We start from the raw sequence: 24,513 nt of genomic DNA, 5'->3' as shown, positions 1-24,513 counted from the left end.
TCGATTAACGATTCGTATAACTGAAATGGGCTGTGACTTTTGTCACAGCCCATTCTTTTTGCCAAATAATTAGGCAAAACAATCTTCGAATTCCTTTCGATTCTTCCCATATTGTTTTATTATTCAACGATAAATAAGGCGTTTTCACCTCAAATAAAAGAAAAATCCAATGTAAGCGTTCTATCGAATAAGAAATTTATGAAAGGGCTAGCTTTATTGAAGTAATCTCTTTAAAATAGACTTATTAAAGCATAAAAGGAGAAATCAATCATGTTATATGGATCAATTGAAGCAGGCGGCACGAAGTTCGTTTGTGCTATCGGGAATGAAAAATTAGAAATTTTAGAACGTGTGAGTTATCCAACTACGACACCTGCTGAAACAATGGCATTAGTCATCGAATTTTTTAATCAATATAAAGAAGAACTCGTTTCCATTGGAATTGGATCATTTGGACCAATCGATATTCGTCCAACTTCTGAAACATATGGATTTATTACGTCTACACCGAAATTAGCGTGGCAAAACTATAACTTCTTAGGCGCAATGAAAGAAGCGTTTGATGTGCCAATGGCTTGGACCACAGATGTAAACGCTGCAGCGTACGGCGAATACGCTTACGGTCATGGAAAAGACTTATCAAGTGTGGTTTATTATACAATCGGTACGGGTGTCGGAGCGGGTGCTATTCAAAATGGTCAATTCATCGAAGGTTTCAGCCATCCTGAAATGGGACACGTACTAGTTGTACCACATGAAGACGATGATTTTGCAGGAAGTTGCCCGTTCCATGGCAATTGTTTAGAAGGCATGGCAGCTGGCCCAGCAATTGAAAAAAGAACGGGACGTAAAGGGCAAGATATTCCTGAAGATGATGCGTTCTGGGCGATTGAAGCAGAATACATTGCCCAATGTGCGTACAATACGACATTGATGTTTGCACCAGAAGTGATTATTTTTGGTGGTGGCGTGATGAAACAACGTCATATGATGGAAAAAGTCCATGCGGCTTTCGAGCGTTTAATGAAAGGCTATGTTGCAACACCGCCATTAGCGCAGTATATTGTGACACCTGCATTAGAAGATAATGCTGGCACAATTGGTTGCTTAGCTCTTGCTCAAAAAGCAAAGGCTGACGCTTAATTCTGTACATGAATCCATTGGATAAGGGGGACTAGTGATGAGTTTGTATCTAGAAATTCCACAGTTGAACCTCCAATTTCCTTATCGTGCTTTTTTAAATGATGGGATGACAATCGTTTATCCGCATTGGCATAAGGAGATTGAAATCATTTATGCAAGTCGTGGACAAGTCAAAATTGGCGTCGATGATATGGTCGTCGAACTGCAAGAAGGAGAAATCTTTTTCTTTGCCAGTGGTGAACCCCATTACTTTTTAGCTTCACCCGACAGTGAACGCTACGTGTACCAATTTGATTTAAAATTTTTTGATGAATCTTTCTTACGAGAAACCGAAGAAAGTTTACTGAACTTATTTGCGGCAGGTGAAAGACACAGTCGTAATTGGGACCCAGCATTTCAAGTGAAAATGACCGAATTGTTAGTCGAACTTTATCAATTCGAAACGCAACAACCGACGGGTAAAAATTATTTCGTATTAGCGAACTTGGCGCGCTTAGTCGCTGAGTGCTATGCTTGTTTGCCTAAACGGACCGAGCAAAAGAAGAAAAAAACACCGAATACGATTCATCGCAAAGATACACTTGAACGGTTGAATCAAGTATTTGAATACATTGAAAATCGCTATCAAGAAACGATCACCATTGAAGACGTGGCGAAATATGTCGGCTTCAGTCCGTATTATTTCACCCGTTTCTTTAAAAAAAATACGGGGCAGACCTTCGTCCAATTTTTAACCGAGTATCGAATTAATTTAGCGAAATTCATTCTTGCGAATGAAAAACTTCCAATGATTGATGTGGCAGAAAAAGCCGGATTTTCTAGTGTTAAAACGTTCCATCATGTTTTCAAAGAAACCACTGGCATTTCGCCCTTACAGTATCAAAAGAAGATGAATCAATAAGTAGGAATTGACGAGTAAAGAACAGCCACCAGTGATGGTATAACGATTACTGGTGGGAACTGCTCGTTAGAAGAATGATTTAAAAAAACGAAAATGAAAGCGGTTTATTAAAGGAGTGGTTGTTTGACACACTATTATAAAGTCTTATTAGTCGATGATGAAGCAGAAATCCGTGAAGGGATGGCGCAACGGATTCCATGGGAAACATTAGGATTCAAAATTATCGGGACTGCTGAAAACGGCCTAGAAGCGTTAGATATCATTGAAAAGGACTATCCAGAAATTATTATCACCGATATTCAAATGCCTTTTATGGATGGCTTAGCCTTAATTGAACGTGCGCGTTCACTATTACCACTGTCAAAATTTATTGTTTTTTCTGGTTATGACGTCTTTGAATACGCGCAAAAGGCGGTTTCTTTGCATGTGGCAGAGTACTTACTTAAGCCGTTTTCTGCGCAAGATTTAATCACCGTTTTAGTTTCACTCAAGCAAAAGATGGATCAAGAAAAACAAGAACGGCGTGACATTGCGAAACTACAACGAGATTTCGAAGACAATTTACCGCTTCTTAGACAAAGTTTTCTACTTAGTTGTTTAAGTGGCCTTCTAACGCCAGAACGCATGGATCAGCAACGTGAGAGTTTTTCGTTACCAAAGGCACAAGAGTATGCTGTCATCTTATTTGATATTGGTTCGTTTAAAGAAAATCGTCATTTTAAAGGAAAAGAAGAATTGTATTTAGTAGCGGTCAAACAATTTGTGACCGAGAACTTAGCGACGTTAAGTGCCAATGATACGTTTATCTTTGGTGAATACATTGTCTCAATCGCAGCCTTCACACAATCATTTGATATGAATGAGTTATTAAAACGAGTCAATGAAATTTGTCGTGAATCGGGTCGAATCAATGGCAGTACGGTGGTCGCCGGCGTCAGTCAAAAAGTGACAGAATTAACGCAACTCGCCATGGCCTATCAACAAGCGCAAGATGCGTTAGCGTACAGCTATCGACTCGATCGCCAAGCCTGGTTCACAACGTATATTAAAGACGTGGTACAAAAGCCACCAACCATCCTGATTTTGACAGAAAAAGAAGAACGACGATTAATGCACGTTTTAAAATTGGGGACAAAAGAACAGTTACAAAAGTTTGTGCAAGAGATGTTTGACAAAATTCAAGTGCACCATCTCTCCTTAGCGCATTATCGAGTGTTTTTATTAGAGCACGTGACGTTATTATTACGCGTTGCCAATACGTATGAATTTGATCCGATTGTCGTATTTGGAGAAGACATGATTAAACGGGTCGAACGATTAGATAAAGTCTCACTAGACGAAATGATGACGTGGTTTTTTGAAAAAGCGCAACAATTAAATCACGAAATCCAGTTGACAACGAATGACTCAGGAAAAGCGTTAATTCAAAAAGCGAAACTACTCGTCAAAGAATCGTACAAAGATCCAGAGTTGTCGATTGAAAAAATTAGTCAGCAACTCTATCTGAGTGCCGCCTATTTTTCTTCTATATTTAAAAAAGAAACCGGTCAGAGTTTTGTCTCATTTTTAACAGAAGAACGCTTGAAGCAAGCCGTTTATTTACTGGAGACCACGACGGATAAAAGTTATATGATTGCCGAAAAAGTCGGCTATAGTGAACCGAATTATTTTAGTTACGTATTCAAAAAGCATTATGGCTTGTCGCCTTCCAAATATCGTAAGCAATTAACGAGCGTCTAGGAGTGAAGCGATGAAAGAAAAAATCACCCGTTTCGTGACCGCGATTACCCATTTTTTTTATCGTAAAGGCTTGCAGTTCACGCTCTTATCAACCTTTACGTTAGTGTCTGTTTCCGCTATTTTATTGATTACAGCGGGCTACATGCGACAATTTTCTCTGACGACCGAACAAATGACGCGCACGTCCAGTATGGAAATGCTCGATCAAGTGAATTTAAATTTGGATGATTATATCCATCGCTTAATGGGCGTTTCCAACACGGTGTACTATAAAATCTTAAAAGACGGTGATATCAGTAAAAACCAAAGCGCAATCAATCGTGAGTTAAGTTTACTCTTTTCCGCAAACGAAAGTATTTTATCCACGATTGCCGTGTTTAAAAATGACGGAACACTTGTTAATAGTGCGCCGATTAATCAACTAAAAGCAGATGCCAATCCATTAGAAGAAAGTTGGTTTATCGAAGCGAATCAACAAATTGAAAATGTTCATTTCTCCAAACCAACCGTCGACAATCTCTTTTTACCCATGAATAATACGTATCACTGGGTCGTGTCTTTAAGTCGCTCGGTCGAACTGATGAATGATGGGGTCGTTGAAAGAGGGGTGCTGTTAGTGAATATGAACTTTTCTGGGATGGAAAAAATTAGTTTAAATGCCAATTTTGGTAGTAAAGGCTATGTCTACTTAATGACACCTGATGGTCAATTGATTTACCATCCACGACAGCAGCTGATTAATAGCGGTTTGATGTTAGAAAACACCCATCAAGCGGCCAATTATAGCGAAGGGAGCCATAATGAAGTCTTTCAAGACGAAAAACGGATCGTGACCGTTAAAACGATGGGCTATACTGGTTGGAAAATTGTGGGGGTAACGCCCGTATCTGAAATGCGGGCGACGCTCTTTCAAAATCAGTTGCTACTATGGAGTATCGCGATCATTGTTAGTTTGTTTATCTTAAGCATTAATTTGTTGATTAGTAAACGCGTCACCAATCCCTTGCGTCAATTGGAAATCGCGGTTTCGCGGATGGAGCAAGACATCTATGATATCGACATTCCAGTTGAAGGCAGTTACGAAATCCAACATTTATCCAAAACGTTAATGACGATGGCGTATACCATGCAGCGCCTCATGAAAGATATCGTGACGCAACAAGAACAAATGCGAGAAAAAGAAATGAATGCCTTACAACAGCAAATCAATCCGCATTTTTTATACAATACCTTAGATTCAACGATTTGGATGATTGAAAGTGGCCGTTACGAAGGTGCGATTACGATGATTACCGCTTTAGCGAAATTTTTTAGAATTAGTTTAAGTAAAGGGAAGAATATTATTTCCTTAGCGGATGAACTCAGCCATGTCAAAAGTTATTTGATGATTCAAGAAATACGCTATAAAAATAAATTTGAATACCATCTTTCGGTCGATCCTTCCATCGAAAATGCTGCGACGATTAAGCTCATTGTCCAACCACTCGTCGAAAATGCGATTTATCACGGCATGGATTATATGTATGAAGAAGGGGAAATTCAAATTCGTGCGTATCGATTCAAAGAAGACATCTATATTGATATTGAAGATAATGGTCCTGGGATGACACCGGAACAATTGCGACAATTGAAAGAAGGGACGCCAACAACCACGAGAAAAAAAGGCTCTGGCATTGGCTACTCGAATGTGGAAGAACGGATTAAATTATTTTATGGCAAAGCATATGGCTTAGAAGTTTATAGTGAACCGGATGAAGGGACCTTGATTCGCATTCACTTACCATTCCAACCATTACAAGAAGGTGGCGACTAAATGAAAGAGACTTTACGGAATCTATTATTAGTATTTAGTGGCGTATTATTATTTTTTTCATTGGTCTATACGCTAACGCGCCCCGCAACGCCGCGCGAGTATCATGTCACCGCGTATTTACGCAATGTGTTTGATGACAATGGGCATAATCCATTGAAACAAGGGATGGAGCAAGCCGCGATTGATTTGCAAGTGGAAATAGCGTTTGCCAGTTTTGAAGAGGAATTAACCATGCAAGAAAAACAGCTACGCTTACGTCAAGACATCGAAAACGACAGTGCCGGTATCGTATTAGAACCAGAAAATGAAACCGTTTTTAATGACGTGGTTGGCGACATCCCGTTAGTACTCGTGAATCATTCAGTAGAAGAGCCCTTAGAAACCCCGGTTGTAACTGCCGATAATCATCAAATGGGCCAGCGCTTAGCGGAAGAAATACAGCAGGAAAATGATGCCAATCAACCGATTTTAGTCGTTCAACCAACCAATCTTTATGCCCAAGAAGCTGCTAATCAACAAGGATTAATCGATTATTTTAACGCAGAAAAGATTCCTTATGATCAATTATCGCTTGCTGATCAGGATTTAGAAGCTACTCTAATGTCACAAGTCGTACGAAACGATTATTTTGCCATCGTTTGTCTCGGAAGTGAACTGAGTGAAACAATCGGCAAACTTAAGAAGAATCAACCGCAGTTAGCCGCGATGCAATTATACGGTTTTGGCTTTTCGAATCCCTTGTTAAATTTAGTCGATCAAGGGGTGATTCAAGGACTAAGTGTGAGTAATCAATTTGCCGTCGGTTACGCGGCAGTGAGCCAACTGATGGCACAAGTCAACGGGGAAGAAATACGGATTCCCTCGATTACAAGTCTCATTGTGACAAAAGAAAGTCTATTTGATCCTGATAATCAAAAGTTGTTATTCCCATTGATTCAGTAGGAGGAGAACCATTTGAAAAACTGGAAAATTATCTTAAGTCTTTTGTTCCTAGGAACAGCGAGTGTGTTGTTTTTAAATGGCAAAGAAAAATCGATTGCACAAGAACGTCTACCGAAACAATCTTTGAAAATTGGCGTCAGTTTGTATCGTGCGGATGATGAATTTATTTCTGCTGTGAGTCACTCTTTGGAAGAAGAAAGTGTCAAACAAGCCGATCGTTTTTCGCAAAAAATGCAACTCAAAATTGTCGATGCGAAAAATAGTCAAACGATTCAAAATACGCAAATTGATGAATTTATTCGTCAATCCTATGACGTGATAGCGGTCAATATTGTCGATCGAACTGTTGCATCAAGCTTGATTGATAAAGCCAAACAAGCCGATATTCCGATTATCTTTTTTAATCGCGAACCGATTCCCACAGACTTAAAGCAGTGGCGTAAAGCGTACTATATTGGGAGCAAAGCCCAAGAAGCCGGCGAGATGCAGGGTCAAATTGTCTGGCAATCCTTTCAAGCGCAGCCAGCCACGATTGATCACAATCAAGATGGAAAAATCCAATATGTGATGCTTGAAGGCGAAGAAGTCCATCAAGACTCCTTGATCCGCACAGAGTCCTCGATTCAAGCGATTGTCGATGAAGGAATTGAAGTGGAACGACTCGCACGCGGTGTCGGGAATTGGATGCGTCAGCCAGCCAAAGAGTTTTTACGCGAATGGCTAGGGAAGTATCCTCAGCAAATTGAACTGGTGATTAGCAATAACGATGAGATGGCTCTTGGAGCACTTGAAGCCATTCGGGATGCCAAACTTGCCTACGAACCGAAAGTTGTCGGAATCGACGGTACGAAAGAAGGGCTCGAGGCCGTAAACGATGGAAGAATGCTGGGCACGATTATCAATGATTACCAAACCTATGCCCAAGACCTTTTAACGTTAGCTTATGTGACGAGTCAAGGACATCGCATTGAGGCCTACTTACCCGATTACACCAATCAGTATGTTTGGGTCAGCCACCAAATCTATTTACGCGAAACAAACGAACGTGATACCAAAGAGTAAAAGCATCCGAGCATCGATCAATGCTCGGATGCTTTTTTCGATTCGTTCTTAAAAAGTGTGAGCAGAACTTTTTGAAAAAGCGATTCCATAAATTTCACTAAATCATCTAAAATTATCCTATGTTCTTATTGGATGCGGTTTCATATACTAGTGGTGTTAAGAAAACAAAGGAGGCAACAACGAATGAAAAAGAAAATGTTTGCTTTAGGACTTGTCAGTTTATCAGCAGTATTAACACTCGGCGCATGTGGTAGTCGTGGCGGCGATAGTGCAGAAGGTTCTGGCGATGGCGGTAGCCAAGAAGCAGGAAGTCAATTAATCGGTGGTGCAATCTATAAGTTTGACGATACCTTCATGACGGGTGTAAGAACGGCGATGACGGAAGCAGCGAATACAAGCGGCGTCAAGTTAGAACTAGTGGATTCCCAAAACAAACAACCGACGCAAAATGAGCAAGTCGATACGTTCATTACAAAAGGGGTAAATGCCTTAGCGATTAACCCTGTTGACCGCACTGCAGCGGGTCCAATTATTGAAAAAGCGAAAGCGGCAGAACTCCCAATCGTCTTTATCAACCGTGAGCCTGAAACAGCAGATATGGAAAGTTACGATAAAGTATGGTACGTCGGCGCGAAAGCTGAACAGTCTGGTATCCAATCAGGTCAAATTATTTCTGATTATTTTGAAGCAAATCCAGATGCCGATAAAAATGGCGATGGTGTGATCCAATATGTCATGTTACAAGGCGAACCTGGACACCAAGATGCGACATTACGTTCGGAATATTCCATTCAAGCGATTGAAGAAGCCGGCTTTAAAACAGAAAAACTCGCAGCAGATACGGCGATGTGGGATAAAGCAAAAGCAACGGACTTAATGAAATCGTTCATTACAGGTCAAGGTATTGACAAGATTGAAGCGGTCATTGCGAATAACGATGACATGGCACTCGGTGCGATTGAAGCATTAAAAGCAGAAGGCTATAACACAGGCGATGCAGCGAAATTCATGCCAGTTGTTGGCGTTGACGCAACAGCACCTGCTCTTGAAGCGATGAAAGACGGCTCACTACTTGGTACAGTCTTAAATGATGCAGTCAACCAAGGAACAGCAACGATTAATGTCGCAAAAGCGGTGATGGACGGTAAAGAAATTAACGAAGAAAACGTTGGTTACCCGGTCACAGATGGCAAATACATTTGGATTGACTATGTGAAAGTAACGAAAGATAACTACGCAGAGTTCATGGAATAATGAAGTGAGTTGAGCTAAAAGGGTGATTCACTTTTAGCTCAACTTCAATCATTTATCGAAAATATCGAAAGAGAAAGGGAATGGGAGTATGTCTGATGTCATATTAGAGATGAAAAACATCGTAAAAGAATTCCCAGGAGTCAAAGCCTTAGATGGGGTTAGTTTGACTGTTCGTAAAGGTTCCGTTCATGCCTTAATGGGTGAAAATGGTGCAGGAAAATCCACCTTAATGAAATGTCTTTTTGGGATTTACCATGAAGATGGTGGCGAAATTATTTTGGATGGCACAAAAGAAGAAATCATGAACTCCAAACAAGCGTTAGATTTAGGCGTGTCAATGATTCACCAAGAGTTGCATCCAATCCCGTTTCGACCCGTGATGGAAAATATTTGGTTAGGTCGCTTTCCAATGAAAGGCATCGTGGTCGATCGCAAGGAGATGATTCGTAAGACGGAAGAATTATTTAAAGAACTAGAATTAAATGTCGATCCAGAGGCATTAGCGGGATCGTTGTCCCCTTCGACCTTACAACTTGTCGAAATCGCTAAAGCCGTGAGCTATCATTCTAAAATTATTATTATGGACGAACCAACGTCATCTCTCACGGAAAATGAAACGAAGCATTTATTTAAGATTATTCGTTCGTTACAAGATCGTGGCGTCGCAATTATTTATATTTCGCACAAAATGGAAGAGATTCTAAAAATTTCCGATGATGTCACCATTATGCGCGATGGCCAGTACGTAGGGACTTGGCCCGCCAAAGAATTAACCACCGATTTAATCATTAAAAAGATGGTCGGACGCGACATGACGCAACGCTTCCCTGAAAAACACTATACTCCATCAACGGAAGTGGTGTTGAAGTGTCACGAATTAACCGCAAACGATCCAAAATCCTTTAAAAAGGTCAACTTTGAACTTCGAAAAGGCGAAATCTTAGGAATTGGCGGACTCGTTGGCGCGCAACGAACGGAACTGGTCGAAGCGATTTTTGGTCTCCGTGGCATTCATTCAGGCAGCCTTGAAAAAGACGGCAAAGAACTTAAAATTCGTCATCCAAAAGATGCCATTCAAAATCGGATTGCTCTATTAACAGAAGAACGGCGTGCAACGGGGATTTTTGGCGTCTTATCGATTTTAGATAATACGGTCATTGTGAATCAAAAATCCTATGCCCATGCGGGTGTCTTAAATAATCATGAACGCTTAGAAGCAGCGGAAAAAGCCAATCGCGAGTTGCGAACAAAAACGCCAAATATGGAGGAACTGATTCGAAATCTCTCAGGGGGGAACCAGCAAAAAGTGTTGCTCGCTCGTTGGTTATTAACGGATCCTGATATTTTAATTTTAGATGAGCCGACGCGCGGCATTGATGTTGGGGCGAAATTTGAAATTTATACGATTATGCATAAGTTAGTCGAAGCGGGGAAATCGATTATTATGATTTCTTCAGAAATGCCAGAACTACTCGGAATGTCTGATCGAGTGATGGTCATGGCAGAAGGACGCGTGACAGGGATTCTCGAAGCAAGCGAAGCCGATTCGGTCCAAATTATGGATTACGCAACCCGTTTTGCCGAAAAAGAACCTGATTTATTGGAAGAAAGTGAGGGGTTATAATATGGAAACACAAGTCAAAATTTTGCCTCGAAAACAGTTCGGCTTATTCTTTGCGATTGTCGGGGCCGTCATTTTAGCATTATCCGTGGTCTTATGGTACACCTTAAACCCAAATGTTTTTTATGAATTAGCCATTTATGTAGGAATGGTCGGTGCGGGTGCGCTGTACTTTGGTAGTAATCAAATGTTTGCCAGAAAGTATCGCGATGGGGAAGTCGAAATTTCACAAGAAACAGCGAAGACCTTTTTATTAAATAATGCGATTATTTTATCTTTATTGCTGTTAGTCGTTGTCATTATGGTCATTGAACCACGTTTTATGCAGTTAAACGTGCTGCTCGATATTTTAACCATGTCTTCCACCAAAATGATTGTAGCCTTAGGGATTTGTTTTACGTTATTAATTGCCGGAACAGACCTTTCAGCGGGACGGATGGTCGGACTAGCGGCCGTTGTTTCAACGTCGATGTTACAAAATCCCGACTACGCGAATCGCTTTTTCCCGGATTTACCAATGTTACCGGTTATTTTACCGATTATTATTGCGGTGATTGCCACTGCGATTTTTGGACTACTAAATGGGTTCCTTGTCGCGAAGTTTGGCATGCATCCATTTATTGCGACCTTAGCCGTTTCCGTTATTGTTTACGGCGTGACTTCCCTATACTTTGATATGGAACCGAACAAATCGCAACCAATCGGTGGGATTCGTAAAGACTTTGTGATCCTCGGACAAAAGAAATTACTACAAATTGGGGATTTCCCAGGTATTTCAATTCTAGTCCCAATTGCCATTCTCTTCATTTTACTCGTCTGGTTTATTTTAAATAAAACCGTTTTTGGTAAAAATGTCTATGCGATCGGCGGAAATCGTGAAGCAGCTGTTGTTTCAGGCGTGAATGTTTTCAAAACAACGATGGGCATCTTCATTTTAGCTGCCGTCCTATATGGAATTGCAGGGGTTTTAGAAGCCGCTCGGACAGCAGGTGCCACCAATAACTACGGGAACTCTTATGAACTGGATGCCATCGCCGCCTGTGTGGTAGGGGGCGTGTCCTTAAGTGGGGGCGTTGGGAAAGTCAGTGGGATTGTCAGTGGGGTCTTAATCTTCACCGTCATTCAATACGGACTGCAGTTCATCGCCGTTAGTCCAATGTGGCAACAAGTCATCAAAGGAATTATCATTGCTGTAGCCGTGGCGATTGATTTGATGAAACACCGTAAAAACTAATTGCCAATCTTAAACCAAAAATAGTTGAGGGTGATAAACGAAATAGGCTCTTCACCAAATGGTGTTGTTGGAATCTCACGCTACCCTATGAAAAATCGCCTTGTGTGAGGGCTACGAGACCGCTTCGAGCCTAGAGTTGCTGAAGCCGTTCGAGCAAAGCGAGTTACGGATACAGTATCAGGCCTCTGCGTGACGTTCAGCTCGAAAGCTTCAAACTCTAGGTAAGTGCTGAAGCACGAACCTAGAGTAATTCACATTTCGTCTTTTGACGCAGCCGACACAAGGCGTTTTTCTCCGGTTCGCTAGTGCCTAATCTCATTTTGTTGCATATTTTGTAAAAAATGAAAGAAATGATAAAAGAAAATAGTTTAGTGATGAGCCCATCATCGCTAAAAATAAACTATCCTAAATAAAGTGTTGAAGAAAGATACTGAAATCAGTCATCAACACTAAAAGTTATACAACCACGAATAACAAGTAAGAACAGTGTGTAATCCACACTGTTCTTTTTTTGACTTAATCGCAGATAAAACGACAATAAACCCCTTCCGTTGATTTAATGTTCGGTTTTAGCTTATTTTTAGATGAAAATTTCATGAAAAATATAAGAATTAACTGAAATAACTTTACAAATGTTTGTGAATCAGTATAATTCATCAAGTAGTCATTTTTATTGTACGGTTTTCAGTGGATTTAAATGATAAAAAAGAAAAATAATTTGTTTTTAGTTCTGAATTAAAGACAATTAACGATTCTAGGAGGAAAATCATTCATGAAATTTAGCAAAATGAGTTTATTATTCACAGCAAGTACGCTGTTATTAGCCGCATGTGGTAGTGCCGGCGCATCAACTGAATCGAACACCCAATCAGAAGGCAACAGCGCTGTTAAAACGGCAGCCTTAATTACCGATACGAACGGTGTCGATGATCGTTCATTCAATCAATCGGCTTGGGAAGGAATGGTTGAGTGGGGAGCAGAGCACGCGCTTGAACAAGGCAATGCCGGCTATCAATATTTCCAATCTTCGAATGAATCGGATTATATTCCGAACATTGATCAAGCGTTAAATGCAGGTTTTGAAACAATTTTTGGTATTGGGTACAAACTTGTCTCAGCAGTTGAAGAACAAGCTAAAGCCAATCCAGATATCCATTTTGTCATGGTGGATGAAGTTATTGAGAATATCGATAATGTGGTATCAGCGACTTTCCAATCAAATGAAGCAGCTTATCTAGCTGGACTCTCTGCAGCATACACGACAACAACGAATCAAATCGGCTTCTTAGGCGGCGTGCAAGTAGCTGTCGTAGAAGAATTTGACGCAGGATTTCGTCAAGGAGTCGCGGATGGTGCGAAAGCATTAAACAAAGAAATTACCGTTGTTTCTCAATATGCGGGCGCTTTTGATGCACCAGATAAAGGACGGGCCATCGCACAAGCAATGTATGCATCAGGTATCGATATCATCTATGCAGCAGCGGGTGCAACAGGAAATGGCTTGTTCCAAGAAGCAAAATCAATCAATGAATCACAAGACAAAAAAGTTTGGGTAATTGGCGTTGACCGTGATCAAACGGAAGATGGCTATTACAAAAAAGACGGCAAAGAAGAAAACTTCACCTTAACGTCTACTTTGAAACAAGTTGGTCAAACAGTCAAAGACTTAGCGAATAAAGCGAATGAAGGAACGTTCCCAGGTGGCGAGCACATTGTCTATGGTTTAGAAGCGAATGGTGTGGGAATTACCAAAGGTCAGCTTTCAGAAGAAGTCCAAGCAGCCGTTGAAACAGCGCGTCAAGCAATCATTGATGGTGAAATCACCGTCGAAAATACAGTGAAGTAAGGAGAACACCCATGCGTAAAGTTTACTTAAATCACGATGGCGGAGTCGATGACTTAGTCACATTATTTTTAATGCTCCAAATGAAAGAAGTCGAAATCGTCGCTGTTGGCGTGATTCCAGCCGATTGTTATTTAGAGCCTGCTGTTTTAGCAAGTCAAAAAATTATTGATAAATTTGGACACGGTCAAAAAATTACGGTTTCCGCTTCAAATTCTAGACCCCAAAATCCCTTTCCCAAAGATTGGCGCATGCATGCCTTCACAGTCGATGCATTACCAATTTTAAATGAAAGTGGCAAAGTGGAGACTGTTGTGTCATATTTACCGGCCCATCTCCACTTAGTTGAAACATTAAAAGCACAAACCGAAAAAATTGATTTAGTCTTTGTCGGTCCATTAACCGATTTAGCACGGGCATTAGACGTGGATCCAACGATCGAAGAAAAAATCAATAAACTCTATTGGATGGGTGGCACGTTCCTTGAAAAAGGCAACGTTGAAGAACCTGAACATGACGGAACAGCAGAGTGGAATGCCTTTTGGGATCCAGAAGCGGTGGCACGTGTCTGGGAATCAACGATTGAAATTGATTTAGTCGCACTTGAGAGCACGAATAAAGTGCCCTTAACCAATGATATTCGTCAAATGTGGGCGTCAAAAAGAAAAGATGAAGGCATCGATTTCTTAGGACAAGCGTATGCAATCGTTCCCCCACTCGTTCATTTCCAAACCAATTCGACGTACTTCTTATGGGACGTTTTAACTGCCGTTGCTTTTGGCGAGGAATCCTTGATTCAAAAAGAAGTCGTACGTTCTAAAGTTCACGCGCACGGCGTCAGCCAAGGCCAAACGTATCCAGACGAAACTGGTCGACCGGTTAATCTAGTCCACGACGTTGATCGCGAGGCATTCTTTGAATATATTACTGATCTTGCAAGACAAGGTTAATTGAATCAAAATCACACGATTAAGAGAGACGACCTTTCTTAATCGTGTGATTTTTTTTGCTACTATTCAAGTCTTTTCGCAATGCCTTTGAGGCGATTTTGTGAGGTTATTATTACGGGAAGCAATGGGGAGAATAGTGAAAGAATCAATAATGATCGAGTAGTCTATTTTGGGGCTTGCGATTAATCGGGATCCACAACAAAAATACTTGAAAATTTTTATGGAGGTTATTATACTATTTTATTGAAAAAAGCAATTGTTTACTCAAAATAGAAATAATCACTCGTGGTGCATCGATGCTATTTTAAAGAATGTTCTGAAGCAAAATATCTTCGAACCTGAGACAGTGAAACGCTCTTTTTAGCCCTAAGAGAGTGATTTCATTGGAGAGATGATCAAAAAAGTTACTTTGTTTCTGTTGCGTAGTCATGATGATGGATCGAAGAAAATGATTGATGAGAAGCTGTTTTTGCTTCTCCATTTGGATGTTCTTTTTATTGGTCTTGGATAAGTTATCCTAGATTCAGTCTAAAGGACTTTTTTTCGTATAGAGATTCATAAATGAGGGAATTAGTGAAATATCGCTGTACCACTAGTGTGAAAATAAAAAAATAAATTGATACTTTAGATGGTAATACAGATAAAGGAGCTGTTTATGATGAAACAAAAAGTTTCTAGAAAAAAGATGGATGAGATTCTAGTTTCTGATAAGTTTTTTAATCGTGGGAGTGTGATGTTAAAAGTACGCCAAGGTATCTTAACGATCGTTGGATGGACGATTGTTGTTTCAACTTTTTGTTGGTTGCTTATCCCCGGTATTTTCTATGAGAAGACACTGAAATTTTTCTTGCTATTTTTTACGATCGTCATTTTAGTGATAACGATTTCGTTTTTACTGCTAACGATTTGGAATAATCATAGATATAAAAATGTTCTAAAGAAAAAAATAGTGATTAATAAAAATAGAATTGAAAAAAATAATGAAGCATTAGAACAATATTATGATCACCGTTTTGGAAAAAAAGACTTTCGAAAAAATGTTCAATTCTATATTGTTTCAGCTGAAAAAAATATAGCGAATAATGACATTACTGAAATTTTTAATAAAAGAGGAGAGTAAGATGTTTCTTTTTATTCATTCAGGCGAATCCCTTATTGATGTTATCTTAAAGCTTTTATTGTTAATACTGATGACCTATCCAATTATAGGGAGTTTATCTTGGTTTATTGGCGTTCTTTACTATAAATATTTATTCAAACATAAACAAACGGAGTGGATTGACATTCCCACTGAAATTGAACCAATGATTACGATTATGGTTCCTGCACATAATGAAGAGATTACTATTAATCATACGATTAACTATTTAATGACCGAAATGAACTACTCTAATTATGAAGTATTAGTACTCGATGATGGCTCTACTGACAAAACACCGGAGATACTCAAGACGTTAATGAGAAAATATGAAAAGTTGCGAGTGATTCGAATTGAAGAGAATAAAGGAAAAGCACATGCTTTCAATGTAGGTGTTGCGTTTGCTAAAGGAGAGTTTATTCTAAGTAATGATGCTGACACGGTACCCGAACCGGATGCACTGTGGAAATATATCAATTATTTTATCAAACAAGAATCATTTAATATCGCAGCAGTGACTGCGAATATGGATGTGAAAAATCGCACAACCATATTAGGGAAGTCCCAAACCGTTGAATTTTCAAGTATTGTTGGGATCATTAAAAGAACGCAAGCCGGTGTTTTAGGAAGTCTCTACGCCTATAGCGGTGCCAATACAATGTACCGCAAAGCAGCACTCATCGACGTGGGCCTATTTCGTCAAGATCGTGCAACAGAAGATATCAGTATCGCTTGGGATCATCAATGTAAAGATTGGTTAGCGGTGTTTGCCCCGGATATTTTATTTTATATGGAGGTACCGGAAAGCTTGAGGATGCTTTATCGACAACGCAGACGTTGGGCTAAAGGAGGGACAGAAGTTTGGCTGACGAATGTTAAATTAATCGTGCAAAATCCCTTCAAACATATTGGACGGACAGTCATGTTTATTGACCAGACGTTAAGTATCATGTGGTCATTTGTCTTTTGGCTCGCTTCTTTTTTATTTATTGTACTACTACTCCATTCTTTGATGGAGGGAGATATGGAACGAGTTTATCGGATGCTGACAATGAACGCGATTTTCGTTAGCTTTGAAATGATTGCTGGAGTCCTGCAACTAGGCATTAGTATGATCATCGATAATCACGGTAAGAAACTTAAATATTTTCTCTTTTCGCCATTTTACATGTTACTATTTTGGATGATGAACGCACTCACGATCGTGACGACGTTTATTCCGGCTATAAGAACAATACTAGGACACGGAGACGGTACTTGGCAAAGTCCAGAGAGACAGAATGATGGTGATTTCGTAAGTGAATAACTGGAGAAGAAGCCTCACAAGTAAGCTAGTGCGATTATTCAAGTAAACCCTATAGAATGAAGACGGAAAACTGTCTGCTGTAAGAGGCTATTTTTCCATCGCCATCACAATGATACAGCTTAAAAAAGTTGCTCCCTGTTTATTACGAAGGAGCAACTTTTTTAAGTGTACATAGTAAAACAACACTATTTTTATTATGTACCAAAGTGCCTATTTTCCTTGTGCAGTAGATTTTTCTTAATGATTTAATCGTCGGCGAAGGACTAGAGCATAAATAGTGAAGAGAACGAAAGCTGTTAGTGAAGCAGCAGTAACAATCTTCAATCCATTCCCGATTGGCGGGTTGAATAATAAAGCAACTGAGAAAATTAGGATTGCCCCAGTTAACCCCATCCCTAAAATTGAGAGTACTAAAAGGTTCTTCATTCTATCACCACCTTATCTATGACTCAGCTTTTGTTACTTAAATCGTAACATACAAATGAATTGAGATAAAATGATGGAGCTTAAAATTGGTTTTAGCAAGAGTGTTTTTTTGTAGTTTGCATGTAAAAGAATGGGAGGATGTAGTATGACCTACTTCTACAGGCTGATTGATAAGATCAAAAAATAGCGTATACTCTTTTTATCTTAACGATGAAAAGAGGTAGTAAACATGCAATTAACTGTGTCCGGCTTTATTCTAATTCCGTTTTTTCTTTTAACGGGACTCTATATCATGAGAATGACGAGAAATAAATCATTTACAATGTATCAAAAAATCACGATTTACTCTTTTGTCTTTTACTGTTTTTCGGTTCTATATTTGACTTTTTTTCCTTTTCAAATCCAAACGGGGATATATGCTAATCAAACGCCTTGGTTGAGTCTGATTAATTTTGATCCTGTTCTTGATTTTTCTGCTTTACCCAATCTGCTGATGTTGCTTCCATTATCTGTTTATTATTTCTTATTTAAAAAAAATGCTACTTTCGTTAGAGCAGTTCTCTTAAGTTTCTTCGTTAGCCTCGGAATTGAATGTTTCCAATTTTTAACCAACTACTTTTTAGGTGGTTGGCGTGGTGCGGATGTTGCCGATATTGTCGTAAATACAATGGGAGCTGCTTTAGGTTACCTATTAGTTAAAACAGTATTAACTAGCGAAACTTCTTTACTTCATAAGTTTAAACTTTATTCTTAAATGAACCCATTTCGAATAGCTTATTTTTTTCTATTTGATTCGTATATTTCAAGTAGATGATAGCCAGCTTTCGGATGAGAGGCGTTATTCAATCTATCTAATCTGTGATCAATAATGAGCTAGGCTACGGTATCTGGGACTAGCAGATTTGGAGAAATGATGTTGGATTAAACCAATTAGACAGTCCGATTATCACCATGCCATTGAGTCTCATTGACAAGCTCAGTTGATATTTCCGTATAAGTAGTGTGTGTTCCTTGGATAGTTTTATGTTATTCTCTAGTTACCTCATCGTCAATCCATGCTTTGTTAATTGTATGTTAACTTCAATAATTCATGGAAATACATGAGGACGTTTTTTATTAACGGTGTTCCGTTACGAACACTGTTAAATTCAAAAAAGGAGAAGAAGAATGAAGTTTGATGTGAGCGATTTAAAATGGCTAAGAGAACCTAAAAACTATATTATTACTGAGAATAAAATCGAAATGATGACAGAACCTCACACTGATTTATGGCAAAGAACCTATTATAACTTTCAGAATGACAATGCGCCTGTTTTGCAAATGAATACGGAAGAAAAATATTTTTCTTTTATCGTAAAAACGGAATTTGAAAGCAATCATCGTTTTGACCAATGTGGAGTCGTGATGTATTTAGATAGTGAAAATTGGTTTAAAGGTTCAGTTGAATATGAAAATGAAGATTTTCAACATTTAGGAAGTGTTGTGACAAATAATGGTTATTCTGATTGGGCTACTACAGTTATTGATGCATCGATTAATTCAATGTGGTATCGATTTAGTCGAAGAGCGGATGATTATTGTATAGAATCATCTATTGATGCATTCATTATAGTCAGATGCGCATATTCCACATGTGGAAAGGGAATCGTTTAATTCAATTTGGTATTTATGCTTGTAGTCCAGAAGATTCATCCTTTAAAGCAGTATTTACAGAGATGGAAATAACAGAGTGTCAATGGTTAGCGCATGACGGGCAAGCGCCAGATGGAAATGTATCGGAATAAAGGTTCATTTGAGCAATAGATTCTTAGCATTATGTTAAAACAGAGTATTTCTGAAAGGAAACGGATTCGACCGTCCATAGGTATTTATGTCAAATAAAAGTAGTGTCGGATCCTGAAAATCGGCGAAACCCAACGAAAATGGTGTCATTCATTTTCGTTGGGTTTTATTCGTTATTTTATTGACTATAAAAATGAAAAAGACTCCAAAAGGCAATATCCAGGAATTTTATGGATGAAAGGTGGGAAGAAAGATTGTAAGCCTTTGCTTATAATAAGAGTATCAAATAAAAAGGCTTTCAGGAGGAAATAACACATGACAGTATTAAAAGTTGGAATCATCGGATGTGGCGGAATCGCCCGTGGTAAACATTTGCCGTCATTGGCACAAGTAAAAGAAGTTGAAATGGTGGCTTTTTGTGACATCGTGGTAGAGCGAGCTGAAGAAGCACAAGAACAATACGGTACAGCAGATAGCCAAGTATTTAGCGATTATAAAGAAATGTTAGCAGCGATGGACTTAGATGTCGTTCATGTTTGTACACCGAATGTCTCACATGCAGAAATTTCAATTGCCGCTTTAGAAGCAGGGAACCACGTAATGTGTGAAAAACCAATGGCAAAAACCACTGCAGAAGCGCGTGAAATGATTGAAGTCGCAAAACGCACAGGCAAAAAATTAACAATCGGTTACCAAAACCGTTTTGCAACAGAATCTCGTTACTTACAAGAAGTTTGTGCTGCCGGCGAATTAGGCGAAATCTATTCAGCTAAAGCACATGCAATTCGTCGTCGTGCAGTCCCAACTTGGGGTGTATTCTTAGATGAAGAAGCGCAAGGTGGCGGCCCGTTAATTGATATCGGTACACACGCATTAGACTTAACTTTATGGATGATGGACAACTACAAACCAAAATACGTAGTTGGCAAAACGTATCATGAATTAGCGAAAACGGAAAATGCAGCAAATGCTTGGGGACCTTGGGATCCAGCTGAATTCACGGTGGAAGATTCTGCCTTTGGTTTTGTGGTGATGGAAAATGGCGCAACCATTTATTTAGAAGCAAGTTGGGCATTAAACAGCTTAGATGTGAAAGAATCGAAAACGACGCTATTTGGAACAAAAGGCGGCGCAGATATGAATGACGGATTAACCATCAATGGCGAAGACCGTGGCTTATTATATGAGAAGAAAATTGAATTAGAAACAGGCGGCGTCGCTTTCTACGACGGTAGTGGAATCAGTAAAGAAGTCTTAGAAGCGCAATCATGGGTCGATGCCATCATCAATGACACCGAACCAGTCGTAAAACCAGAACAAGCGTTAGTTGTAACTGAAATTTTAGAAGCGATTTACGAATCTTCTAAAACCAATGCACCAGTATTCTTTTAAAGGAGCGAAAAACATGGAGCCTAAGATTGCCTTACAACTTTGGAGTATCAAAGAAGACTGTGAAAAAGATTTTCGAAATACGTTGCGAGAAGTCAAAAAGGCAGGATATGCCGGCGTCGAATTCGCCGGCTATCATGGCCTTAGCGCAACAGAAGTGCGTGATTTATTAAATGAATTAGACTTAGCGGTGGCTGCTTCACATGTGCCATACGAAAAATTAGTGGACGATTTTGACGCAACGGTTGCCTTTGAAAAAGCAATCGGCAATACGCGCATTGTCATTCCCTATGCGACGTTTCCTGATAAAAAAGGATGGGAAGACTTTGCCGCGACATTAAAGACACTCCTTCCAACGTTACAAGCAGAAGGATTCACAGTGTATTACCATAACCATGACCATGAGTTTACGAGTATTTCGGACTTTGATGCGGTAGCTTACTTAGCAACAGCTTTACCGGGATTAAAACTGGAAGTCGACGTTTACTGGCTACAATACGCCGAACAAAACGTGGATGCTTGGTTGGAGGCGCAAAAAGCCGCAGTCGGACTGCTCCATATCAAAGAAATGCAAGCTGAACCAAAAGAAAGTACCGAAATAGGCAAGGGTATCTTGCCAATTGTCGAGTACGTACAAAAAGCCAAAACCTTCGAACTTCCTTGGCTAATCGTGGAACAAGAAGCGTTCCAAGCACTGACACCAATGGAAGCGATGCGTGCAAATTATCAAGCACTACATAAAATCATAGAGGAGTGTCGTTGAGATGATTCAAGTTACTGTATGGAACGAATACCGTCACGAAAAAACAGACGAAGAAGTTCAAAAAATGTATCCAGAAGGCATTCATGGTCAATTAGCGAACTTTATCGGGGAAGAATTTACCGTTCGTACCGCAACTTTAGATGAAGAAGAACACGGGTTAACCGAAGAAGTCTTAGCCGAAACCGACGTCTTACTTTGGTGGGGACATGTTGCTCACGATGAAGTTCAAGACGAAATTGTCAACCGCGTTCACCAACGCGTTCTAGAAGGCATGGGGTTAATCGTGCTTCACTCAGGTCATTTTTCTAAAATTTTCAAAAAATTAATGGGGACAAGTTGTGACTTAAAATGGCGTGAAGACGGCAAACATTGTCGCATTTGGAACGTCAATCCAAGCCATCCAATTGTGGAAGGGGTCGGTGAAATGATCGAACTCGAACAAGAAGAAATGTATGGCGAACACTTTGATATCCCCGCACCAGACGAACTTGTTTTCGTGACATGGTTCCCAGGGGGAGAAGTCTTCCGTAGTGGTTGTACGTATCGTCGGGGCAACGGAAAAGTCTTTTACTTCCAACCAGGACATGAGACGTACCCAAGTTATTACAACGAACAAGTTCAAAAAGTCATTAAAAATGCGATTCGTTGGTGTGCACCAACTGAAAATACGTATCCGACATACGGACACTATCAAGCAAGAGAGGATGTATAATCGATGAAATTAGGTGTATTTACGCCATTATTTAACCAATTAAGTTTTGAAGAAATGATTGATGCTGTTGCCAAAAAAGGCTTGCAGACAGTCGAAATCGGCACAGGAGGTTATCCTGGCAATGCGCACTTAGACATTGAATCACTCTTAGCAAGTAGCGCAGCACGCAAAGAATATTTAGCGAAATTAGCTGACAAAGGACTTGAGATTTCTGCCTTAAGTTGTCACAACAATCCAATTTCACCAATCGCAAGCGTCGCTCAAGAAGCGGATGAACTCTTACGCAAAACCATCAAATTGGCAAGCTTAATGAACGTTCCGGTTGTCAACGGATTTTCCGGAATCGCAGGCGGCAATGCAACAGATACACAAGTCAACTGGCCAGTGTTACCGTGGCCAACGGAGTATGAAGACAACTACAATTATCAATGGGACCAAAAACTCATCCCTTATTGGAAAGGAATCAACACAGACGCTGAAGCAGCCGGTGTCAAAATCGGAATCGAGCTTCATGGTGGTTTCTTAGCACATACACCTTATACGATGCTAAAACTACGCGAAGGCGCAGGAAAAGCAATCGGTTGTAACTTAGACCCAAGTCACTTGTGGTGGCAAGGAATTGATCCTGTTGCGGCCATTAAAATCCTTGGCAAAGAAAATGCCATTCACCATTTCCATGCCAAAGACACGTATCTCGATCAAGATAATATCAATATGTACGGCTTAACAGACATGCAACCATACGGCAACGTTCAAACACGCGCTTGGACTTTCCGCTCTGTCGGTTGTGGCCATGACGTAAAAGAATGGTCAGATATCATCTCAGCTCTACGCCTATACGGTTACGATTACGTCTTAAGTATCGAACATGAAGATCCAATCATGTCCGTTGACGAAGGATTAACCCGCGCCGTTACAAACTTACAAAGCATCATGATTAAAGACCAACCAAGCGACATGTGGTGGGCATAAAAGGTGTTAGCAAGGCCGATTTGCTCTAAGCAACTGGAAGGAAAATGAAGCAATCGTGGTTTTTCGATTGACTCATTTTACTGAAGTTGCCGCAAGAGCAGGCCACGCCTAACCCGTCAATAAAAGGTGTTAGCAAGGCCGATTTGCTCTAAGCAACTGGAAGGAAAATGAAGCAATCGTGGTTTTTCGATTGACTCATTTTACTGAAGTTGCCGCAAGAGCAGGCCACGCCTAACCCGTCAATAAAAGGTGTTAGCAAGGCCGATTTGCTCTAAGCAACTGGAAGGAAAATGAAGCAATCGTGGTTTTTCGATTGACTCATTTTACTGAAGTTGCCGCAAGAACAGGCCACGCCTAACCTTAATCAAAAGACAAATCCCCTCCAAAAAAAGACTGTGACGATTGTCAAAGTCTATTTTTTGGGTAAATGACAGAAGGAGTTTTTCACATGACAAAAATTAACGTAGTAATTGTGGGGTACGGTGGCATGGGTTCATACCATGGCAATACAATCATCCCTGCACAAAATGATAAATTAACCGTAACAGGTGCTTATGACGTTCTTCCAGAGCGTATCGAAGCGGCCAAAGAAGCGGGTTTAGAAACATACGAAAGCTTTGAAGCTGTTTTAGCGGATGAAAAAGTTGAAGTGGTGTTAATCGCGACACCAAATGATTCCCATAAAGACTTAGCGATTGCCGCTTTACGAGCAGGCAAGCACGTCGTTTGTGAAAAACCAGTCACGATGAAAGTCCAAGAATTAGATGAAATCCTCGCAGTTGCAAAAGAGACAGGAAAGACCTTCATGGTGCACCAAAACCGTCGTTGGGATCCTGATTTCCTCATGGTTCGTGAGATGTATCAAGCAAAACCAATTGGCGATATTTTCCAAATTGAATCACGCGTTCAAGGCGCGAACGGCATTCCAGGCGACTGGCGCCATCTAAAAGAACATGGCGGCGGAATGCTGCTTGATTGGGGCGTTCACTTACTCGATCAATTACTATGGTTAGTTGACAGTCCGATTCAATCATTCAATGTAGACTTTAGTTACGTTTTAGGTGATCCAGTTGATGATGGTTTCTTCACGTATATTACGTTTGAAAATGGTGTGCGTGCCATTGTCGAAGTTGGAACAAGCAATTACACAAAACTTCCTCGTTGGTATGTCAAAGGAATGGAAGGAACCGCTAAAATTGACGATTGGGATTGTCAAGGTGAAATGATTCGTGCCACAAATGCTGAGAACGTCAGCGCACCAAAAGCAATCCAAGCCGGTGTTGGTCTGACAAAAACCATGGCACCTCCTTCAGAAGAAGCGATGGAAAGTATTCCATTACCAGAAGGACACGCTGATTTTGTGCCATTCTACGAAAACCTTTATGAAGTGATTCGTGAAGGCAAAGAACCAATCGTCAAAAATGCCGAAGTCCGTCAGGTCCTTGCATTAATCGATGAAATGTTTGCCGTAGCAGGGAGATAAATAATAGCAAAAAGAGGCTGACCCAAAAGTCTCTTTTAA

The 24,513-nt window shown here is 40.1% G+C and carries 20 protein-coding genes and 1 pseudogene; 20 read left to right on the top strand and 1 reads right to left on the bottom strand.

Translation table 11 applies throughout. From position 1 onward, the window contains the following. Positions 1-270 precede the first annotated feature (270 nt). The 13 genes from scrK to RU93_RS06810 all read left to right on the top strand — a co-directional run bounded on the left by scrK (position 271) and on the right by RU93_RS06810 (position 16,947). On the top strand, positions 271-1,143 hold the full coding sequence (scrK, locus tag RU93_RS06870) for a fructokinase ScrK (protein ID WP_071874873.1): 873 nt from the start codon (positions 271-273) through the stop codon (positions 1,141-1,143). Between the two features lie 37 nt (positions 1,144-1,180). Beyond that, a complete protein-coding gene (locus RU93_RS06865; RefSeq protein WP_071874872.1) occupies positions 1,181-2,044 on the top strand; it encodes an AraC family transcriptional regulator in 864 nt (287 codons plus the stop codon). A gap of 123 nt (positions 2,045-2,167) precedes the next feature. After that, complete coding sequence (locus RU93_RS06860; protein ID WP_084131260.1) at positions 2,168-3,784, top strand: response regulator; 1,617 nt, start codon at positions 2,168-2,170, stop codon at positions 3,782-3,784. Positions 3,785-3,794: 10 nt separating this feature from the next. Then, positions 3,795-5,597, top strand: coding sequence for a cache domain-containing sensor histidine kinase (locus RU93_RS06855; protein ID WP_071874871.1), 1,803 nt, complete (start codon positions 3,795-3,797; stop codon positions 5,595-5,597). Further along, positions 5,598-6,539, top strand: coding sequence for a substrate-binding domain-containing protein (locus RU93_RS06850; RefSeq protein WP_071874870.1), 942 nt, complete (start codon positions 5,598-5,600; stop codon positions 6,537-6,539). A gap of 12 nt (positions 6,540-6,551) precedes the next feature. Next, on the top strand, positions 6,552-7,601 hold the full coding sequence (locus RU93_RS06845; protein ID WP_071874869.1) for a galactose ABC transporter substrate-binding protein: 1,050 nt from the start codon (positions 6,552-6,554) through the stop codon (positions 7,599-7,601). A 183-nt stretch (positions 7,602-7,784) separates the two neighbouring features. Next, positions 7,785-8,855 (top strand): galactose ABC transporter substrate-binding protein, encoded by a 1,071-nt coding sequence (locus RU93_RS06840; RefSeq protein ID WP_071874868.1) that lies wholly within the window; start codon positions 7,785-7,787, stop codon positions 8,853-8,855. A 109-nt stretch (positions 8,856-8,964) separates the two neighbouring features. After that, positions 8,965-10,479, top strand: a complete 1,515-nt coding sequence (locus RU93_RS06835) for a sugar ABC transporter ATP-binding protein (RefSeq protein ID WP_245785385.1) — start codon at positions 8,965-8,967, stop codon at positions 10,477-10,479. A 1-nt stretch (position 10,480) separates the two neighbouring features. Further along, complete coding sequence (mglC, locus tag RU93_RS06830) at positions 10,481-11,710, top strand: galactose/methyl galactoside ABC transporter permease MglC (protein ID WP_071874866.1); 1,230 nt, start codon at positions 10,481-10,483, stop codon at positions 11,708-11,710. 772 nt (positions 11,711-12,482) lie between these two features. Further along, complete coding sequence (locus RU93_RS06825) at positions 12,483-13,556, top strand: BMP family lipoprotein (protein WP_071874865.1); 1,074 nt, start codon at positions 12,483-12,485, stop codon at positions 13,554-13,556. A gap of 11 nt (positions 13,557-13,567) precedes the next feature. Then, positions 13,568-14,503, top strand: coding sequence for a nucleoside hydrolase (locus RU93_RS06820; protein WP_071874864.1), 936 nt, complete (start codon positions 13,568-13,570; stop codon positions 14,501-14,503). 658 nt (positions 14,504-15,161) lie between these two features. After that, positions 15,162-15,623, top strand: a complete 462-nt coding sequence (locus tag RU93_RS06815; RefSeq protein WP_071874863.1) for a hypothetical protein — start codon at positions 15,162-15,164, stop codon at positions 15,621-15,623. 1 nt (position 15,624) lies between these two features. Continuing rightward, a complete protein-coding gene (locus RU93_RS06810; protein ID WP_071874862.1) occupies positions 15,625-16,947 on the top strand; it encodes a glycosyltransferase family 2 protein in 1,323 nt (440 codons plus the stop codon). Between the two features lie 237 nt (positions 16,948-17,184). Here the strand turns inward: RU93_RS06810 and RU93_RS06805 are convergent, their stop codons facing one another. Continuing rightward, positions 17,185-17,373 carry a hypothetical protein gene (locus tag RU93_RS06805; RefSeq protein WP_071874861.1) on the bottom strand — a complete coding sequence of 63 codons (189 nt, stop codon included), beginning with the start codon at positions 17,371-17,373 and terminating at the stop codon, positions 17,185-17,187. Between the two features lie 229 nt (positions 17,374-17,602). On the opposite strand from RU93_RS06805, the gene RU93_RS06800 reads away from it, so the two are divergent. The 7 genes and pseudogenes from RU93_RS06800 to RU93_RS06770 all read left to right on the top strand — a co-directional run bounded on the left by RU93_RS06800 (position 17,603) and on the right by RU93_RS06770 (position 24,474). Further along, positions 17,603-18,127 (top strand): VanZ family protein, encoded by a 525-nt coding sequence (locus RU93_RS06800; protein ID WP_245785384.1) that lies wholly within the window; start codon positions 17,603-17,605, stop codon positions 18,125-18,127. Positions 18,128-18,540: 413 nt separating this feature from the next. Further along, positions 18,541-19,157: pseudogene (locus RU93_RS06795) on the top strand (DUF1349 domain-containing protein). A 313-nt stretch (positions 19,158-19,470) separates the two neighbouring features. Next, the gene (locus RU93_RS06790; protein ID WP_071874860.1) at positions 19,471-20,547 is read left to right on the top strand and encodes a Gfo/Idh/MocA family protein; all 1,077 of its coding nucleotides are present in this window, start codon (positions 19,471-19,473) and stop codon (positions 20,545-20,547) included. 13 nt (positions 20,548-20,560) lie between these two features. After that, complete coding sequence (locus tag RU93_RS06785) at positions 20,561-21,307, top strand: sugar phosphate isomerase/epimerase family protein (RefSeq protein ID WP_071874859.1); 747 nt, start codon at positions 20,561-20,563, stop codon at positions 21,305-21,307. A 1-nt stretch (position 21,308) separates the two neighbouring features. After that, positions 21,309-22,019 carry a ThuA domain-containing protein gene (locus RU93_RS06780; protein WP_071874858.1) on the top strand — a complete coding sequence of 237 codons (711 nt, stop codon included), beginning with the start codon at positions 21,309-21,311 and terminating at the stop codon, positions 22,017-22,019. Between the two features lie 3 nt (positions 22,020-22,022). Continuing rightward, entirely contained in the window at positions 22,023-22,991 is a 969-nt protein-coding gene (locus tag RU93_RS06775; RefSeq protein WP_071874857.1) for a sugar phosphate isomerase/epimerase family protein, read from the top strand. 448 nt (positions 22,992-23,439) lie between these two features. Continuing rightward, positions 23,440-24,474, top strand: a complete 1,035-nt coding sequence (locus RU93_RS06770) for a Gfo/Idh/MocA family protein (protein WP_071874856.1) — start codon at positions 23,440-23,442, stop codon at positions 24,472-24,474. Positions 24,475-24,513: the final 39 nt, after the last annotated feature.

It is taken from the genome of Enterococcus aquimarinus, from assembly GCF_001885765.1.
In the GTDB taxonomy this organism is placed as follows: Bacteria; Bacillota; Bacilli; order Lactobacillales; family Enterococcaceae; genus Enterococcus_I; species Enterococcus_I aquimarinus.
The sequence above is the reverse complement of the archived record's forward strand: the minus strand, read 5'-3'. Positions and strand labels throughout refer to the sequence as shown.